This is a genomic window from Azospirillum halopraeferens DSM 3675 (assembly GCF_000429625.1).
In the GTDB taxonomy this organism is placed as follows: domain Bacteria; phylum Pseudomonadota; class Alphaproteobacteria; order Azospirillales; family Azospirillaceae; genus Azospirillum; species Azospirillum halopraeferens.
Window position 1 is genome coordinate 84,414 of the sequence record NZ_AUCF01000027.1, and the last position, 17,493, is coordinate 101,906.

Consider the following 17,493-nt stretch of genomic DNA (forward strand, 5'->3'; position numbering starts at 1 on the left):
ATGAACACACCGCGATCCGCCGCCGCGGCCCCGGCGGCCGACGACCCCATCCTGTCGGTGCGCGGCCTGCGCAAGAGCTTCGGCAGCATCGAGGTGCTGCGCGGCATCGATCTGGACCTCACCCGCGGCGAGGTCCTGGCCATCATCGGCCCGTCGGGGTCGGGCAAATCCACGCTGATCCGCTGCCTGAACATGATGGAGGTGCCGGATTCGGGCGAGCTGCGCCTGCGCGGCCGTCCGGTCGCCCGCGGCTTCCGCAGCCGCAACGGCTCCATCGGCGTCGGCGAGCTGCGCCGCCACGTCGGCATGGTGTTCCAGCACTTCAACCTGTTCCCCCACAAGACGGTGCTGGAGAACGTCATCGAAGGGCCGGTGGTTGTGCTGAAGCGGCCGCGCGCCGAGGCCGAGGCGGTGGCCATGGACCTGCTCGCCCGCGTCGGGCTGGACGCCAAGCGCGACGCCTATCCCAACCACCTCTCCGGCGGGCAGAAGCAGCGGGTCGCCATCGCCCGCGCCCTGGCCATGCAGCCCGACGTGCTGCTGCTGGACGAGGTGACCAGCGCCCTCGACCCCGAACTGGTGGGCGAGGTGCTGACCGTGGTGCGCGCGCTGGCGGAGGAGGGGATGACCATGGCCATCGTCACCCACGAGATCGCCTTCGCCGCCGACGTGGCCGACCGCGCGGTCTTCATCGACCGGGGCGTCATCGCCGCCGACGGCACGCCCGACGCGGTATTGCACAACCCCGAAGGCGAGCGGCTGCGGGCCTTCCTGGCGCGCTTCCATGCCTGAGCCGACACCGGAAGGAGAGGATGCGATGAAGGTCATGGTGGTCGGGGCCGGCCGCACCGGCCGGGCGGTGGCCCGGCAACTGGCCGAGGGCGGGGACTACCGGGTCGCCCTGGTGGACTGCACGGAGCGCGCGGTGGACGCCGCCGCCCGGCTGGGCTGCCATTACCTGGACCTGGCGGAGACCGCCGGCGCCATGAACGCCGTGCGGCGCCTGGCCGACGGGGCGCGCGGCGCCTTCATCCCCGGCTGCGGCGTGTCGCCGGGGCTGGTGTCCAACATCGCCGCCTCCCTGGCCGGGGTGCTGGAGCCGCCGGTCGACCTGACCGTGCGCGTCGGCTCCCTGCCGGCCCACCCGTCGAACCGTCTGGGCTACACGCTGACGTGGGACCTCAACGGCCTGTTCGAGGAGTACACCAGCCCCTGCGACGCCCTGGTCGGCGGCCGCCCGGCGCTGCTGGAGCCGCTCGGCCGCTACGAGCGCTTCGTGCTCGACGGCACGCCCTACGAGGCGTTCACGACGGCCGGCGGGGTGGGCGATCTGTGCAAGGTCCTGGCCGGGCGGGTGCGCGGGCTGACCTTCAAGACCATCCGCTACCCCGGCCATCTCGACGGCATGCGCTTCCTGCTGGAGGACCTGGGGCTGGCCGAGCGGCGCGACCTGCTGTTCACCCTGCTGCGCAACGGCCTGCCCGAGACGGACCAGGACGTGGTGGTCTTCTTCATCACCGTGCGCGGCCGGCGCGACGGCGTGGCGGCGGAGGAGACGTACGTGCGCCGGGTGCCCGCCGTGCGCCTGCCCGACGGCAGCCGCATCGGCGCCCTGCACCGGCTGTCGGCGGCGCATGTGGCGGCGGTGCTCGACCTGCTGCGCGACGGCACGATCGCCGGTCGCGGGCCGGTCCGCCACGAGGACATTCCGGCCCCCCTGCTGCTGGGCAACCGGTTCCTGCGCCCCCTCATCGGCGACGCCTGACACCGGCGGCACCTTAAAGGTGCCGCCGGTGTCACCCTCTCAATCAATGCCTTGGCATTGATCTGCCGGGTTCCACGGCCGGAAAATGATGGAAGTGATCATTCTCCGGCCGTATGGACCGGACGCGGGGGGCCGGGCCACCCGGTCGGGCAGTGGAAAACGCACCGGTCTCCTGCTAGACAGCGAAGCGTCGAAAAACGAAACACCGCCGGAGGACACGACGCCATGGCCGAACGCCGTAAGCTGATTGCCGGGAACTGGAAGATGAACGGGCTGAAGAGGGACGGGCTGGATCTGGCCTCCGACCTCGCCGGCCGGCTGAAGGGGGCGGGTGCCGTGCCCTTCGACATGCTGGTCTGCCCGCCCTTTCCGCTGCTGTTCCCGGTGGGCGAGGCCATCGCCGACAGCCCGCTGGCCCTGGGCGGCCAGGACTGCGCGCCGCAGGAGAAGGGCGCCCACACCGGCGACGTCAGCCCGGCCATGCTGGTCGATGCCGGCTGCCGCTTCGTGATCGTCGGCCACTCCGAACGCCGCCAGGACCACGGCGAGGGGGACGCCGCCGTCGCCGCCAAGGCCGCCGCGGCGCACGCCGGCGGCCTGGTCGCCATCATCTGCGTCGGCGAGACCGAGGCCGAGCGCGACGCCGGGCGCGAGCAGGAGGTGGTGGGCCGCCAGCTCGCCGGCTCCATCCCCGAGGGGGCGACCGCCGCCGACACGGTCATCGCGTATGAGCCGGTGTGGGCCATCGGCACGGGCAAGACCGCCACCCCCGACGACGTGGCGGCCATGCACGGCTTCATCCGCCGGGCGCTCCGCGACCGCATGGCCGACGGCGACGCCGTGCGCATCCTCTACGGCGGCTCGGTGAAACCGTCCAACGCCGGGGAACTGATGGCGGTCGCCGATGTGGACGGCGCGCTGGTCGGCGGCGCCTCCCTGAAGGCGGACGATTTCTGGGCCATCGCCACCAGTTGCCGCTAGCGTCCGCGGACGGAGCGCGCTAAAACGGCGGGGCAAGCGCGCCCCGGGCCACGGTCGACGTGGCCCGCGGCGCGTTCTCGGTTTGGGCGAAGTTCTGCCCTATTGGATCTGGTCACTCGGAAGGAAGCGGGTTCATGGAGTCGGTGGTTCTGGTCATTCACCTGCTCATCGCCGTCGCACTGGTCGGCGTCATCCTGATCCAGCGGTCGGAAGGCGGCGGGCTGGGGATCGGCGGCGGCACGATGGGCGGCATGATGACGGCGCGCGGCACCGCCAACCTGCTGACGCGGACCACCGCGATCCTCGCCGCGTGCTTCATGACGACCAGCATCATCCTGGCGATCCTCGCCGGCGCGCACCGTGCGCCGACCTCGATCATCGACACCATCCCGGCGTCTCCGGTCGAGCAGCCCGCCGCTCCGGCGGCACCCTCGGCGCCGGCCCCGCCGGTCGCGCAGTGATAGCGACGGTATCGTTTCGATGCCGTGATAAAAGGGCCGCGGCGCCGCGATCCGGCGCCATCCCGCCCGGGACCGGGCGGTCGAAGACACGAGAGGCGGCATCCCCGAAGCCGCCTCTTTCGTTTGGGGAACATGCGATCCGCGAGTCGGGGACGGATTCCGGATCTGAGGTCTTTGGACGGTCATGACGCGCTACATCTTCATCACGGGCGGAGTCGTTTCCTCGCTGGGCAAGGGCCTGGCGTCGGCGGCACTGGGGGCGCTGCTGCAGGCGCGCGGTTACAAGGTCCGGCTGCGCAAGCTGGACCCCTACCTCAACGTCGACCCCGGCACCATGAGCCCGTACCAGCACGGTGAGGTGTTCGTCACCGACGACGGGGCCGAAACCGACCTGGATCTCGGCCATTACGAGCGCTTTACCGGCGTGTCGGCGCGGCGCGGCGACAACGTCACCACCGGCCGCATCTACAAGACGGTGATCGAGAAGGAGCGCCGCGGCGACTACCTCGGCGGCACCGTGCAGGTGATCCCGCACGTCACCGACCAGATCAAGGAGTTCATCCGCGCCGACGTGGGCGACGAAGACTTCATCCTCTGCGAGATCGGCGGCACCGTCGGTGACATCGAATCCCTGCCGTTCCTGGAGGCCATCCGCCAGTTCGGCAACGAGGTGGGGCAGGAGCGGGCGCTGTTCGTCCACCTGACCCTGCTGCCCTACATCCCCACCGCGGGCGAGCTGAAGACCAAGCCGACCCAGCATTCGGTGAAGGAGCTGCTGTCGGTCGGCATCCAGGCCAACATCCTGCTGTGCCGCGCCGACCGTCCGATCCCCGAGAGCGAGCGGCGCAAGATCGCGCTGTTCTGCAACATCCGGCCGGAACGGGTCATCGCGGCGCTGGACGTGGACACCATCTACCAGGTGCCGATCAGCTACCACGACGAGGGGTTCGACACCCAGGTACTGGCCTATTTCGGCCTGCCCACCACCGGCGAGCCCGACCTGTCGCGCTGGACCGACATCGTGGAGCGGGTGCGCCGCCCCAACGGCGAGGTGACCATCGCCGTGGTCGGCAAGTACACCAGCCTGCTGGACAGCTACAAGTCGCTGGGCGAGGCCCTGACCCACGGCGGCATCGCCAACAACGTCAAGGTGCGGCTGGACTGGATCGATTCCGAAATCTTCGAGACGGACGGCGCCGTCCAACGTCTGGAAGGGGTGCACGGCATCCTGGTCCCCGGCGGCTTCGGCTCCCGCGGGACCGAGGGCAAGATCCGCGCCGCCCAGTTCGCCCGCGAGCGCAACGTGCCCTATTTCGGCATCTGCTTCGGCATGCAGATGGCGGTGATCGAGGCGGCCCGCAACCTCGCGGGGATCGTCGACGCCGGCTCCACCGAGCTGGGCCGGCCGGGCAACCCGGTGGTCGGGCTGATGACGGAGTGGATGCGCGGCAACAGCCTGGAGAAGCGGGCCGAGGCCGGCGACCTCGGCGGCACCATGCGGCTGGGCGCCTATCCCGCCCGGCTGCTGCCCGATTCCAAGGTCGCCGACATCTACGGCGCCACCGACATCTCCGAGCGGCACCGCCACCGCTACGAGGTCAACGTCTACTACAAGGACCGGCTGGAGAAGGTGGGCATGCTGTTCTCCGGCCTGTCGCCCGACGGCGAACTGCCGGAAATCGTGGAGATCCCCGAACACCCCTGGTTCATCGGCGTGCAGTTCCACCCCGAACTGAAGTCGAAGCCGTTCGATCCGCACCCGCTGTTCACCTCCTTCATCAAGGCGGCGATCGCGCAGAGCCGGCTGGTGTGATCCGCACCCTGTGAGGACGTCCCCATGACCACCCCCCGCACCGTCCGCATCGGCCCGCTGTCGGTCGCCAACGACCGGCCCTTCGTGCTGATCGCCGGCCCCTGCCAGATGGAGAGCCGGGAGCACGCCCTGGAGATGGCGGAGGCTCTGGCGCAGATGTGCGGGCGGCTGGGGATCGGGCTGATCTACAAGTCGTCCTTCGACAAGGCCAACCGCACCTCGATCAACGCCGCCCGTGGCCTGGGGATGGACGGCGCGTTGCCCATCTTCGCCGAGATCCGCGATCGTTTCGGCTGCCCGGTGCTGACCGACGTGCACGAGACGCACCAGTGCGCCCCGGTGGCCGAGGTGGTGGACGTCCTCCAGATCCCCGCCTTCCTGTGCCGTCAGACCGACCTGCTGGTCGCCGCGGCGCAGACCGGCCGGGCGGTCAACGTCAAGAAGGGCCAGTTCCTCGCCCCGTGGGACATGAAGAACGTGGCGGCCAAGCTGGTGGCGGCCGGCAACGAGAACGTCCTGCTGTGCGAGCGCGGCGCCAGCTTCGGCTACAACACGCTGGTGTCGGACCTGCGGTCGTTGCCGATCATGGCCGAAACCGGCTTTCCCGTGGTCTTCGACGCCACCCATTCGGTGCAGCAGCCGGGCGGGCAGGGGACCTCGTCGGGCGGCCAGCGGGAGTTCGTCCCGGTGCTGGCCCGCGCCGCCCTGGCGGTGGGCGCCGCCGCCCTGTTCGTGGAAACCCACCAGGATCCCGACCGCGCCCCCAGCGACGGCCCCAACATGGTGCCGCTCAACGACATGCCGGAGTTGCTGGCCCGCCTGCAGGCGTTCGACCGTCTGGCCAAGGGATACTGAGCGCAGAGCCCGCACCGGGCCCCCACCCGACCCTCCCCCATCGTCGACGGGGGAAGGCCGGAGGGGGCCGGTGGGTAAGCCCCCTCTTACTCCGCCGCCAGGGGTTGCGGCGGGGCGGGCCGGCGCAGGGCGTCCAGGAGCCTGGCTTCGCGCGCCCTGGCGTCGGCCAGGTTGCGCTCCTTGATCGGGCCATAGCCGCGGATGTCCAGGGGCAGGCCGGCGATCTCCACGGCGATGGCGTGGTTGGCGCGGGTCAGACGGCCCAGCACCTCGGCGATCGTCGCTTCGTAGTCGGCGATCAGACGGCGTTCGGTCCGGCGCTCCGGCAGCCAGCCGAAGGGGTCCAGCGCGGTGCCGCGCAGCCGCCGGCCGCGGGCCAGCAGGGCCAGCGCCTTGCGCATCCACGGTCCGTAGGTCTTCTTCTTCGGCTCCCGCCCGTCGGCCTCGTGGTCGCCGAGAATGGGCGGGTAGAGGTGGAACTGCACCCGCCAGTCGCCCTCGAACATGCGGTCGAGCTGGTCGAAGAAGCCGCTCTCGGTGTAGAGCCGCGCCACCTCGTACTCGTCCTTGTAGGCCATCAGCTTGAAGAAGCCGCGGGCCACCGCCTCGGTCAGGGCGGTGGAGCCGGGCATGGCCTTGGCCTCCGCGGCGCGCACCCGGTCGACCAGGGCGCGGTAGCGGCCGGCGTAGGCGGCGTCCTGGTAGGCGGTCAGGAAGGCGGCGCGGCGGTCAATCACCTCATCCGGTCCCGCCGACAGGCGGCGCTGGTCGAGGATCGCCGCATCCGACGCGGCAGCGGCCGGCGGACGGGCGGCCGCCTCCACCGCCGCCGGGTCATGGGCGGCCAGCCGGCCCCACTCGAAGGCGCGGGTGTTCATGGCCACCGCCGCCCCGTTCAGCTCGATCGCCTTCAGGAGCGCCTCGGCCGACAGGGGGATCAGCCCCTTCTGCCAGGCGAAGCCCAGCATGAACGGGTTGGCGGCGATGCTGTCGCCCAGCAGGGCCGTGGCCAGCCGGGTGGCATCGGCGGCCGACACCATGGCGTCGCCGCCGCAGGCGGCGCGGATGTCGCCGACCAGATCCTCCACCGGCACCTTGAAGTCGCGCCGCTTGATGAAGTCGGCGGTGATGGTCTCGTGGGCGTTGACCACGGCGCGGGTGCGCCCGGCCACCATCTTCGACAGCCCGTCGCCGGCCGCCGCCACCACCACGTCGCAGGCGATGACCGCGTCCGCCCCGCCGGCGGCGATGCGCACGGAGTGGATGTCCTCCGGCGTCGTGCCGATGCGGATGTGGCTGGTCACCGCGCCGCCCTTCTGGGCCAGCCCGGTCATGTCGAGCACGCCGACGCCCTTGCCCTCCAGATGGGCGGCCATGCCCAGCAGGGCGCCCACGGTCACCACGCCGGTGCCGCCCACGCCGGTGACGTAGATGGACCACGGCCTGACCGCGATGTCCGGCAGGACCGGCTGCGGCAGGGCCGACACGTCGGGTCCGCCGCCGGCCGCCGGCCGGGGCTTGCGCAGGGTGCCGCCGTGCACGGTCACGAAGCTGGGGCAAAAGCCGTTGAGGCAGGAATAGTCCTTGTTGCACGAGGACTGGTCGATCTGCCGCTTGCGCCCGAACTCCGTCTCCACCGGCACGACCGACACGCAGTTGGACTTGACGGAGCAGTCGCCGCAGGCTTCGCACACCAGTTCGTTGATGACCACCCGCTTGGCCGGGTCGGCCATCCGGCCGCGCTTGCGGCGCCGGCGCTTCTCGGCCGCACAGGTCTGGTCGTAGATCAGGACGGTGACGCCGCCCTCCTCGCGCAGCTCCCGCTGGATGCGGTCCAGCTCGTCCCGATGCTCCACCGCCGTGTAGGGCGGCAGGCCGCTGCCGGCGTCGTACTTCTCCGGCTCGTCGGACAGGACGACGATGCGCTTCACCCCCTCGGCGGACAGTTGCCGGGCCAGCAGCGGCACCGTCAGCGTGCCGTCCACCGGCTGGCCGCCGGTCATGGCCACCGCATCGTTGAACAGGACCTTGTAGGTGATGTTCACGTCGGCGGCGATGGCCTGGCGGATCGCCAGGATGCCGGAGTGGTAGTAGGTGCCGTCGCCCAGGTTGGCGAAGACGTGCTTTTCCGTGGTGAAGGGGGCCTGGCCCACCCAGGGCACGCCCTCGCCGCCCATCTGGGTGAAGGTGTCGGTCTTGCGGTCCAGCCACGTGGCCATGTAATGGCAGCCGATGCCGGCCAGCGCCCGGCTGCCGTCGGGCACCACGGTGGAGCTGTTGTGCGGGCAGCCGGAGCAGAAGGTCGGCTTGCGCTCCACGCGCGCCTTGTGGGCCTTCTGCTTCTCCTGCCGGTCGAGGAACTCGACGCGGCGGCGGATCTGCTCGTTGTCGACGAAAGTCAGCAGGCGGCGGCCGATGACCACGCCGATCTGAGCCGGCGACAGCTCCCCGGCCGAGGGCAGGATCCACTCGCCGTTCTCATCGAACTTGCCAACCACCCGGGGGCGGACGTCGGGGTGCCAGTTGTAGAGCTGTTCCTTCAACTGGTTCTCGATGACGGCGCGCTTCTCCTCGACGACGATGATCTCCTCCAGCCCCTCGGCGAAGTGGCGGGCGCCTTCGCGCTCCAGCGGCCAGGGCATGGCGACCTTGTAGACGGTGATGCCCAGGTCGGCGGCCATGGCGTCGGAGATGCCCAGCTCGTCGAGTGCCTGGCGCACGTCCAGATAGGACTTGCCGGTGGTGACGATGCCCAGCCGCGGCCGCGGCGAGGCGATCACCACCCGGTCCAGGGCGTTGGCCCGCGCGAAGGCCAGAGCGGCGTACAGCTTGTGCCGCATCAGCCGGTGCTCCTGCTCCGGCGGCGGGTCGGGCCAGCGGATGTTGAGGCCGCCCGGCGGCATGACGAAGTCATCCGGCATGCGGATGTCCACCCGGTGCGGGTCGACGTACACGGAGGCGGAGCTGTCCACCGTCTCGGCGATCGTCTTCATGGCGATCCAGCAGCCGGAATAGCGGCTCATCGCCCAGCCGATCAGGCCGTAGTCCAGGATCTCCTGCACGCCCGCGGGGTTCAGCACCGGGATCATGGCGTGCACGAAGGCGTGCTCGGACTGGTGCGGGAAGGTGGAGGACTTGCACGCGTGGTCGTCGCCGGCCAGCACCAGCACGCCGCCGTGGCGCGCCGTGCCCGCGGCGTTGGCGTGCTTGAACACGTCGCCGGAGCGGTCGACGCCCGGCCCCTTGCCGTACCACATGGCGAAGACGCCGTCGTGGGTGGCGCCGGGGAACAGCCCCACCTGCTGGGTGCCCCACACGGCGGTCGCCCCCAGCTCCTCGTTCACGCCGGGGCGGAAGACGATGTGGTGCTTTTCCAGGAAGCGGCGGGCGTTCCAGAAGCCCTGGTCCAGCCCGCCCAGCGGCGAGCCGCGGTAGCCCGAGGCGAATCCGGCGGTGTTGAGGCCGGCCGCCGCATCGCGCCGGCGCTGCATCATGGGCAGGCGCACCAGCGCCTGGGTGCCGGTGAGATAGACGCGTCCCTGTTCGAGCGCGTACTTGTCCTCCAACGTCACGGTCGCAAGAGCCATGGTCTTTCCCCCTTCCGGTGCGCGCGCCCGCTGCGCGGTGGTTCTTATTGTTGGCGCTCAAGAAAGGTAATCATTGCTGCCGTACCCGTAAACGGGCGGCGCGCGGGACCGTGCAAAAAGCAAGGAAGCGTCGGGTCCCCGCACCCGGCCTGAAACACAACATGGTGGCTGAGGGGCGTTCGGGACATTCCCGTTCCGTCGATCAGGACGGCAACGGCCCCGGGGGGAGCCCGCCGGGGCGCGAGGCGGGCCGCCGGTCGTCGGGCGCGGGGCCGTGCTCCTGCGGCGGACGCCGGCGGTTGGCCAGCGCGCGGACGGTGGCGCGCAGGCAAACCAGCAGGTTGCGGCGGGTCCCGGGGTTGCGGTCGTCGGCCGCCAGCGCCCAGCGGAAGGCGCCGAGGTGAGCCGCCATCGCCTCGGCGAATCCCTCGTCGCCGGGGTGCATTTCCAGCACGCAGGCGGCCAGCGCGGACGCCAGCTCCTCCGTCAGCGGGTCGTCGGCGGCGTCGCGCACCGCGGCGGCGGCGTCGCGCAGTCGGTCGCGGTCGGGCAGGGGTTGCGCCGCCAGGGCCTCCAGCCGATCGAGGGCGATCAGCAGGCGCAGGCGCCGCCGCTGCCGCTCCGGCGTTCCGGTTCCCGGCAGCGGCAGGCGCAGCGGGTCGTCGGGGCCGGCGATGGCGGCGCGGCGGGTGGCCGCCAGCACCGCGGCGCGGTTCGGCGCCTCCAGGCCGGGGAACAGCGGGTCGCCGGGGGCGGGCGCCGTTCCGGCGGGCATCGGTGTGTCCGGTTCAAACGCGTGACGGCGCGGACGGCGGAGAACCTCTTCGATGCGGCGGGCGATGGCGGTGGCCGAGGCCGGCTTGGCCAGCACGGCGTCCGCCCCGGCGTCCCAGGCGGCGCGCACGGTCGCCACGTCCGCCTGACCGGTCAGCACCAGGACCGGCAGGTCGCGGCGGGGACCGTCGTCGCTGCGGCGGATCCACTCCAGCAGCGCGGCGCCGCTGACCGGGGCCATGGCCCAGTCGGTCAGCACCACGTCGATGGGTTCCAGCCGCAGCACCGTCTTGGCCTCCAGCCCGTCGGCCGCGGTGGACACCGTCGCCCGACCCCACAGGCTCAGCATGTCGCGCAGGCCGCGCCGCAGCATCGGGTTGTCATCGACAACCAGGATGCGCAGACGGCCGTTGGACGGGAGGGGTGCGGCGGTGTGCATGGGCGGTCGGCGGCGGCTCGAATGTCCCGGGGAGAGTGCGGCGTTCGCTTCCCCATGTCGGTCCCGGGACCTGCAACCGCACGGCGTGGAGAGGGGGTAGTGCCAATCCGATATCCGGAACTCCGCCCGGACAGGGGTGTTGGCCTTCGGGGACGAACGGAGGATTTCGGAGATGGCTGAAGACGATAAGCCGAAGCGCGAGGCGCAGACGGTGACCAACGAACGCGCACCCGATTTCGGGCCGATGGGCGCCGGCGGGGGTACGTCCGGGCGCGCCGGACGCGGTATGGGGGTCGGCACCGGGGACTACACCGACGCGCCGCCCGCCTCGGGCGGCGGGCCGCGGACCACCGACACGGTGGGCGAGGATACCGGCCAGACGCGCGGCCCGGCATCGGGCCGTCTCAGCGACGTGCCGCCGACCCCGCACGACGACCGCGGCAAGCGGCCGCTGCGGGGCAAGTGATGCTGTGGCCGGGGGCTGTGGCGCCCCCGGCCGCTCAGCCCTTGACCAGGGTGAGGTCGCGCAGCACCGCGACCTCGTGGGCCTGTTCCTCCAGGCGGGCCTTGACCACGTCGCCGATCGAGACGATGCCCACCAGCTCGTCCAGGTCGTTGCACACCGGCACGTGGCGGTGACGGCGCGTCGTCATCATCTGCATCAGGTCCTTGATGGAATCGCCGGGCCGGCAGGTCCGGACCTGGCTGGTCATCAGCTCCTCCACCTTGATGCTCAGGGCGTCCTCGCCCCGTTCGGCGATGGCGCGCACGATGTCGCGTTCCGACAGGATGCCCACCAGCTTGCCGCGGCGGTCCCGGACGCAGACGGCGCCGATGCGTTTGTCGGTCAGGGTGCGGGCGGCGAAGTCCACCGTCTCCGACGGCAGGATGGAGACGACGGTGTGGCCTTTCGACTTCAGAAGATCGGCGATGGTCGTCATGAACGTCTTCCCCTCTGGCTGCGGCAGCGGTGGCGGTTGGCGGCCGCCCGTCTTTGCTTGGCTGCCCAACGATCAAGGGTAACACTGATGTGGCGCAATGACGCAAGGGGCCTCGTTCATATAAGCATTCCCGCAAGAGCCGCCGGCGGTCAGGGTTTTGTCCCCGATACCGACGCGGTAAGACCTATGCGCGGTGCCGGGAGGGGCGGTCATGGCCGGGTGTTGCGGCGGGTCGTGCGGGACGGGGGCGCCGGGGGACCGGCAGGCGGACTTCCGCCGCATCCTGCGCGCGGCGCTGGTGATCAACGCGCTGATGTTCGCGGTGGAGACGGCCGCCGGCATCGCGGCGGACTCCATGGCCCTGCGGGCCGATGCGCTGAACTTCCTGGCGAACGCCGCAACCCACGGCGTCAGCCTGTGGGTGCTGGGCCGGGCGCTGGAGTGGCGCTCGCGCGCCGTCCTGGCAAAAGGGCTGTTGCTGGGCGCCATGGGCCTTTGGGTGATCGGTTCGGCCGCCTGGAACGCCGCCGCCGGCACTGTTCCCGACGCGCCGGTGATGAGTCTGGTGGGTCTGCTGGCGCTGGGCGTGAACCTGTCGCTGGCGGCGATGCTGTTCGCCGGCCGGCGCGGCGGTGCGACCCTGCGCTCGGTCTGGCTCTGCGCGCGCAACGACGCGATGGCCAGCATCGCGGTGATGGCGGCGGCCGCCGGCGTGTGGAGCACCGCCACCGGCTGGCCGGACACCATCGTCGCCGGCGGCATCGCCGCGCTGTGCCTGAGCGCCGCGTGGTCCACCATCCGGCAGGCGCGCGCCGGGATGCGAGCGCTCTACGGTGGATCGGCGGTTGACAGGACCGGGCCCGGCGGGTCAAGCTTGGCACCATGAACACGAACGCACCCGCCCTTTCCCGCCGCTGGTGGTGGCCCGACTGACCGGGCGGCCAGCGCTGCGCGTGCGCGTGTGAACGAGATCGAGGCCGCCCGGGGATGTCCCGGGCGGCCTCTCGCGTATCCAGGGGGGGCCTTGCGTCGCAGGGGGATCTCCGGGTGTGCCGCGGTCATCAACGACCAGGATACCCGGAGCCCCCCATGATCCCGCCCGACCTGTTCCTCGCCGATCCCGACCTGCTGCTTCCCCGCCGCCGCAGCACCGGCGGCGGCCTGTCCGTCACGCGTACGGCCGAGCCGCTGCCGTACGCCCGCGCCCTCGACCCGGTGATCGACGCCCTGGACCGGCGCCGCGGCCTGGTGCTGGCCTGCGGCGTCGATGCGCCGGGGCGCTACCGGCGCGCCGCCCTGGGGTTCGTCGACCCGCCCCTGTGCCTGACCGCGCGCGGCCGCACGGTGCGGGTGGAGGCGCTCAACGACCGCGGCACCGTTCTGTTGCCGGCCCTGGCGGTGGCTCTGCGGGGCACCGACGCGGTGGCGGCGGTGGAGGCGGCGCCGGCCCGCCTGACGGCGCTCGTCCGCCGGCCCGCCGGTCCCTTCACCGAGGAGGAGCGCAGCCGCCAGCCTTCGGTCTTCTCGGTGTTGCGGGTGGTGCGCGACCTGTTCGCCGGGCCGGATGATCCGCTGCTCGGCCTCTACGGTGCGTTCGGCTACGACCTTGCGTTCCAGTTCGAGCCGGTGCGCCGGCGGCTGGAACGGCCGGACGACCAGCGCGACCTGGTCCTGTACCTGCCGGACCGGCTGACCGCTGTGGACCCGGCGGCGGGCGTGGCGCGGTGCGTCGCGTGGGAGTTCGCGGCGGACGGGCGGTCGACCGAGGGGCTGCCCCGCGACGGCACCGATCATCCCTATCGCCCGATGACCAACGCGCAGGGCGGCTGCGACCATGCACCCGGCGCGTACGGGGCGGTGGTGGAGCGGGCGCGCGCCGCCTTCCGCCGCGGCGACCTGTTCGAGGCGGTGCCCGGCCAGACCTTCAGCGAACCCTGCGCCGACGCGCCCTCCGCCGTGTTCCGCCGCCTTCGCCGTGCCAACCCGGCACCCTACGAGGCGCTGATCAACCTCGGGCGGGGCGAGTTCCTGGTGGCCGCCAGCCCGGAGATGTACGTGCGCGTCGCCGGGCGGCGGGTGGAGACCTGCCCGATCTCCGGCACCATCGCGCGCGGCGCCGACGCCTTGGGCGATGCAGGCCGGGTGCTGGCCCTGCTCAACTCCGCCAAGGATGCGGCGGAGCTGACCATGTGCACCGACGTCGACCGCAACGACAAGGCGCGGGTGTGCGAGCCCGGCTCCGTTCGGGTGATCGGGCGGCGGCTGATCGAGATGTATTCCCGGCTCATCCACACCGTGGACCATGTGGAGGGGCGGCTGCGCGCGGGCTTCGACGCCCTGGACGCCTTCCTCACCCATGCCTGGGCGGTGACGGTCACCGGGGCGCCCAAGCGGGCGGCCATGCAGTTCCTGGAGGATACGGAGGTGGCGCCGCGGCGCTGGTACGGCGGCGCCTTCGGGCGGCTGGGATTCGACGGCGGCCTCGACACCGGGCTGACCCTGCGTACGATCCGCCTGCAGGACGGAATGGCCCATGTGCGCGTCGGCGCCACCCTGCTGGCGGACAGCGATCCCGACGCGGAGGACGCCGAGTGCCGGCTGAAGGCGGCCGCCCTGTTCGACGCGATCCGCCCCTCATCGGCGCCCGCGGTGGCGACCGCCGGGCCGGAGGAGACGGCGGGGCAGGGGCGGCGGGTGCTGCTGGTGGACCACGACGACAGCTTCGTCCACACGCTGGCCGATTACGTCCGCCGGACGGGAGCGGCGGTAACGACGCTGCGCCACCCCTACGCCCGGGCGGCGCTGGCGGCGGACCCGCCCGATCTGGTGCTGCTGTCGCCCGGCCCCGGCCGGCCCGCCGACTTCGACGTGGCCGGCACGCTGGACGCCGCCCTGGCCGCGGGCGTGCCGGTGTTCGGCGTCTGCCTCGGCCTGCAGGGCATCGCCGAGCGGTTCGGCGGCACGCTGGGCACCCTGCCGGAGCCGGTGCACGGCAAGGCGTCGGAGGTGCGGCTGCTGGGGGGCCGCTTGTTCGCCGGCCTGCCGGAGCGCTTCGCGGTCGGGCGCTACCACTCCCTGTTCGCCCGGCGCGAGACGCTGCCGCCGGAACTGGCGGTGACGGCGCAGACCGCGGACGGGCTGGTCATGGCGCTGGAGCACCGCACCCTGCCGGTGGCGGCGGTGCAGTTCCACCCGGAATCGATCCTGACGGCGCAGGACGGGATCGGCATGCGGCTGATCGCCGCGGTGATGACCGGGCTCGCCGGACGGCGGGACCGTGCCGCGGCGGCGTGACGGGGGAGGGCGGGGCGGCTGCGGCCGCCTCCCCCTACTGCTTCCAGAAGGCGCCGCTGAACAGCACCAGGACGGTGAAGAACTCCAGCCGGCCGAGCAGCATGGTGAAGGACAGCACCCACTTCGCCGCTTCCGGCAGGGGGGAGAAGGTGCCGGCGGGGCCGATGATCGGACCGAGGGCCGGGCCGATGTTGCCGACGGCGGAGACCGCGCCGGAGAAGGCGGTCTCGAACTCCAGCCCCAGGGCGCCGAGGATGAGGGCGACGATGAACATCAGGGCGATGTAGACGAAGCCGAAGCTCATCACCGACACCATGGCGTCGGCATCCACCGGCTTGTTGTTGTAGCGCAGCGGGATGATGCGGTGCGGGCTGTAGAGCCGCAGCACCTGCACCCGCAGCACCATGAAGAGGATCTCGAAACGGAAGATCTTCAGCCCGCCCGAGGTGGACCCGGTGCAGCCGCCGATGGTCATGAGGATCAGGAACAGCATGACGGGCATCGGCCCCCACAGGCTGTAGTCGGCCGAGGCATAGCCGGTGGTGGTCACCACCGACACCACGTTGAAGGTGGCCAGACGCACCGCGTCGTGCAGTTCGATGTCGCCGACCCCGTGCAGCCACATGGCCAGCCCCATGGACACCACGGCGATGAAGCCGACGTACCAGCGCACCTGGGTGTCGCGCAGAAGGGGGGCGGGGTCGCCGCGCGAGACGCTGATGAACCGCACGAAGGGCATGCCCCCCAGCAGCATGAACACCACCAGGATCCATTCGACCCAATCGTTCTGCCACCCCCCGACCGAGGCGTCGCGGGTCGAGAAGCCCCCGGTGGCCACGGCGGTCATGGCGTGGTTGAGGGCGTCGAACAGCGACATGCCGGCGACCGCCAGCAGGGCCAGGCAGGCCAGCGTGAGGGTCAGGTAGACCCACGCCACGGCCACCGCCAGATCGCCGGCGCGCGGCATCACCTTGTCGGATCGGTCCGACGACTCGGAGCGGAAGAGCTGCATGCCGCCGACCCGCAGGAACGGCAGGATGGCGATGCCCATGGCGATGATGCCGATGCCGCCCAGCCATTGCAGCAGCGACCGCCACAGCAGCAGGCCGGGTGGCAGCGAATCGAGGCCGACGATCACCGTGGCCCCGGTGGTCGTCAGGCCCGACATGGCCTCGAAATAGGCGTCGGCCGGAGACAGGCCGATCTGCGACACCATGAACGGAGCGGACGCGAAGGCGGGGATGATCAGCCAGCTCAGCGCCGTCAGCAGGAACGCCTGGCGCAGGTTCAGCGCCATCTCCGGCGTCCGGTTGGTCAGCATCAGCAGGACGCCGAAGAACAGCGTCAGCGCCGAGGCGGCGGCGAAGACCATCCAATCGGGGTTGCGCGATGCCACGTCGGCGATCATCGGCACGAGCATTGCGATTGCCGTGACGCTGACCAGCGCTCCGATGATGTAGAGCACGGGACGCAGATCAAACCCGCGCTGCCCGCGGCCGTCCGGCCGCACCGCCTCGGCGTTCACGGGAACCCCTAGTCGACCATGCCCAGGGCCTGCTTGTACAGCTCCAGCATCGTCTCCTGCTCCTGCCGGTCGGCGGTATCCATTTTGCGCAGGCGCAAGATCTGGCGCATGATTTTGGTGTCGAAGCCCGTACCCTTCGCCTCGGCGAAGATTTCCTTGATGTCGTCGCCGATGCCTTTCTTTTCCTCCTCAAGGCGTTCAATGCGCTCGATGAAGGACTTCAGACGCTCCGCTGCGATGCCGCCGACATCGGTCATGGTTAAACTTCCCTGAACTGAACGAGATGGGTGAGTGCATGTGTCTGCCGGGGACGATATCGGGCGGCCCGCCGCTCCGCAAGGGGTGCGGCGCGCAGGGCGCGCATCCCCGGCGGCGGTGTGCGCCGCGGGCACACCCCGGCGCCATCCCACGCCTGTCCTGCGAGAGAGGACCGTTCCTGCCCTTTGGGGTAGGTCACTTTTCACGCCTCTCGCGTTAGGGTGCCGCGCCGCTGTGCCGGTTAGCCCGATGCGCGGGCGACTTCACAAAGCGCGGCGGATGCGGCAAACATGCCTGCCGCAGGCTCAGCCTAACCATTCTTGCCGATCCGCTTGCGCATCGGCGTCTTCTCGGCAGGGGGGATAAAACTTGAAGATCGCCATACCGAAGGAGCGACGGCCGCACGAGAAGCGCGTCGCGGCGTCGCCCGAGACGGTGAAGAAACTGAAGGCCCTGGGGTTCGACCTGGTCGTTGAGACCGGTGCGGGCGTGAGCGCTGCCGTCACCGACGCCGCCTACGAGGCGGCGGGCGCGGTGATCGCGCCGGACGCCGCGGCGGCCCTGAAGGACGCCGACGTGGTGCTGAAGGTGCAGCGCCCGCTGCTCGCCTCCGAGGGGGGGGCGGACGAACTGGGACTGATCCGGCGCGGCGCCACGCTGATCGCCATCCTCAACCCCTACGCCGACCGCGACGCGGTGCGCGCCTACGCCGAGGCGGGCGTGACGGCGATGGCCATGGAGTTCATGCCGCGCATCACCCGCGCCCAGGTCATGGACGTGCTGTCGTCCCAGGCCAACCT

15 protein-coding genes are annotated in these 17,493 nt (G+C 71.3%); 10 read left to right on the forward strand and 5 right to left on the reverse strand.

What is annotated here, in order from left to right:
* The 6 genes from G472_RS0119845 to kdsA all read left to right on the forward strand — a co-directional run bounded on the left by G472_RS0119845 (position 1) and on the right by kdsA (position 5,875).
* Positions 1-792, forward strand: coding sequence for an ATP-binding cassette domain-containing protein (locus G472_RS0119845; protein WP_084536793.1), 792 nt, complete (start codon positions 1-3; stop codon positions 790-792).
* Between the two features lie 25 nt (positions 793-817).
* Positions 818-1,765 carry a saccharopine dehydrogenase family protein gene (locus G472_RS0119850; RefSeq protein WP_029009775.1) on the forward strand — a complete coding sequence of 316 codons (948 nt, stop codon included), beginning with the start codon at positions 818-820 and terminating at the stop codon, positions 1,763-1,765.
* A 225-nt stretch (positions 1,766-1,990) separates the two neighbouring features.
* Positions 1,991-2,746 carry a triose-phosphate isomerase gene (gene tpiA / locus G472_RS0119855; RefSeq protein WP_029009776.1) on the forward strand — a complete coding sequence of 252 codons (756 nt, stop codon included), beginning with the start codon at positions 1,991-1,993 and terminating at the stop codon, positions 2,744-2,746.
* 134 nt (positions 2,747-2,880) lie between these two features.
* Entirely contained in the window at positions 2,881-3,207 is a 327-nt protein-coding gene (secG, locus tag G472_RS0119860; RefSeq protein WP_029009777.1) for a preprotein translocase subunit SecG, read from the forward strand.
* Between the two features lie 184 nt (positions 3,208-3,391).
* Positions 3,392-5,020, forward strand: a complete 1,629-nt coding sequence (locus G472_RS0119865; protein ID WP_029009778.1) for a CTP synthase — start codon at positions 3,392-3,394, stop codon at positions 5,018-5,020.
* Positions 5,021-5,044: 24 nt separating this feature from the next.
* Entirely contained in the window at positions 5,045-5,875 is an 831-nt protein-coding gene (gene kdsA, locus G472_RS0119870) for a 3-deoxy-8-phosphooctulonate synthase (protein WP_029009779.1), read from the forward strand.
* 86 nt (positions 5,876-5,961) lie between these two features.
* Here kdsA and G472_RS0119875 read toward each other — a convergent pair whose 3' ends face one another.
* Both G472_RS0119875 and G472_RS34435 read right to left on the reverse strand, forming a co-directional pair.
* Positions 5,962-9,462 carry an indolepyruvate ferredoxin oxidoreductase family protein gene (locus tag G472_RS0119875; RefSeq protein WP_029009780.1) on the reverse strand — a complete coding sequence of 1,167 codons (3,501 nt, stop codon included), beginning with the start codon at positions 9,460-9,462 and terminating at the stop codon, positions 5,962-5,964.
* A gap of 202 nt (positions 9,463-9,664) precedes the next feature.
* Positions 9,665-10,675, reverse strand: a complete 1,011-nt coding sequence (locus G472_RS34435) for a response regulator (protein ID WP_051341053.1) — start codon at positions 10,673-10,675, stop codon at positions 9,665-9,667.
* Positions 10,676-10,847: 172 nt separating this feature from the next.
* Between G472_RS34435 and G472_RS0119885 the strand changes: the two genes are divergently transcribed.
* On the forward strand, positions 10,848-11,141 hold the full coding sequence (locus G472_RS0119885) for a hypothetical protein (RefSeq protein ID WP_029009781.1): 294 nt from the start codon (positions 10,848-10,850) through the stop codon (positions 11,139-11,141).
* A 34-nt stretch (positions 11,142-11,175) separates the two neighbouring features.
* On the opposite strand, the gene G472_RS34440 is transcribed toward G472_RS0119885, so the two are convergent.
* The gene (locus G472_RS34440) at positions 11,176-11,616 is read right to left on the reverse strand and encodes a CBS domain-containing protein (protein ID WP_035693145.1); all 441 of its coding nucleotides are present in this window, start codon (positions 11,614-11,616) and stop codon (positions 11,176-11,178) included.
* A 211-nt stretch (positions 11,617-11,827) separates the two neighbouring features.
* Here G472_RS34440 and G472_RS34445 point away from each other — a divergent pair, with 211 nt between their 5' ends.
* Together G472_RS34445 and G472_RS0119900 are read left to right on the forward strand one after the other, a co-directional pair.
* Positions 11,828-12,502: a cation efflux transmembrane domain-containing protein gene (locus G472_RS34445; protein ID WP_051341054.1), complete on the forward strand. Its 675-nt coding sequence runs from the start codon at positions 11,828-11,830 to the stop codon at positions 12,500-12,502.
* Between the two features lie 203 nt (positions 12,503-12,705).
* Complete coding sequence (locus G472_RS0119900) at positions 12,706-14,910, forward strand: anthranilate synthase (RefSeq protein ID WP_029009782.1); 2,205 nt, start codon at positions 12,706-12,708, stop codon at positions 14,908-14,910.
* Positions 14,911-14,944: 34 nt separating this feature from the next.
* On the opposite strand, the gene G472_RS0119905 is transcribed toward G472_RS0119900, so the two are convergent.
* Both G472_RS0119905 and G472_RS0119910 read right to left on the reverse strand, forming a co-directional pair.
* On the reverse strand, positions 14,945-16,435 hold the full coding sequence (locus G472_RS0119905) for a TrkH family potassium uptake protein (RefSeq protein ID WP_245593534.1): 1,491 nt from the start codon (positions 16,433-16,435) through the stop codon (positions 14,945-14,947).
* Positions 16,436-16,443: 8 nt separating this feature from the next.
* Positions 16,444-16,692: a DUF2312 domain-containing protein gene (locus tag G472_RS0119910; RefSeq protein WP_029009784.1), complete on the reverse strand. Its 249-nt coding sequence runs from the start codon at positions 16,690-16,692 to the stop codon at positions 16,444-16,446.
* A 370-nt stretch (positions 16,693-17,062) separates the two neighbouring features.
* Between G472_RS0119910 and G472_RS0119915 the strand changes: the two genes are divergently transcribed.
* Positions 17,063-17,493: hypothetical protein (locus tag G472_RS0119915; protein ID WP_029009612.1), on the forward strand; the 431-nt coding region annotated here is incomplete at its 3' end.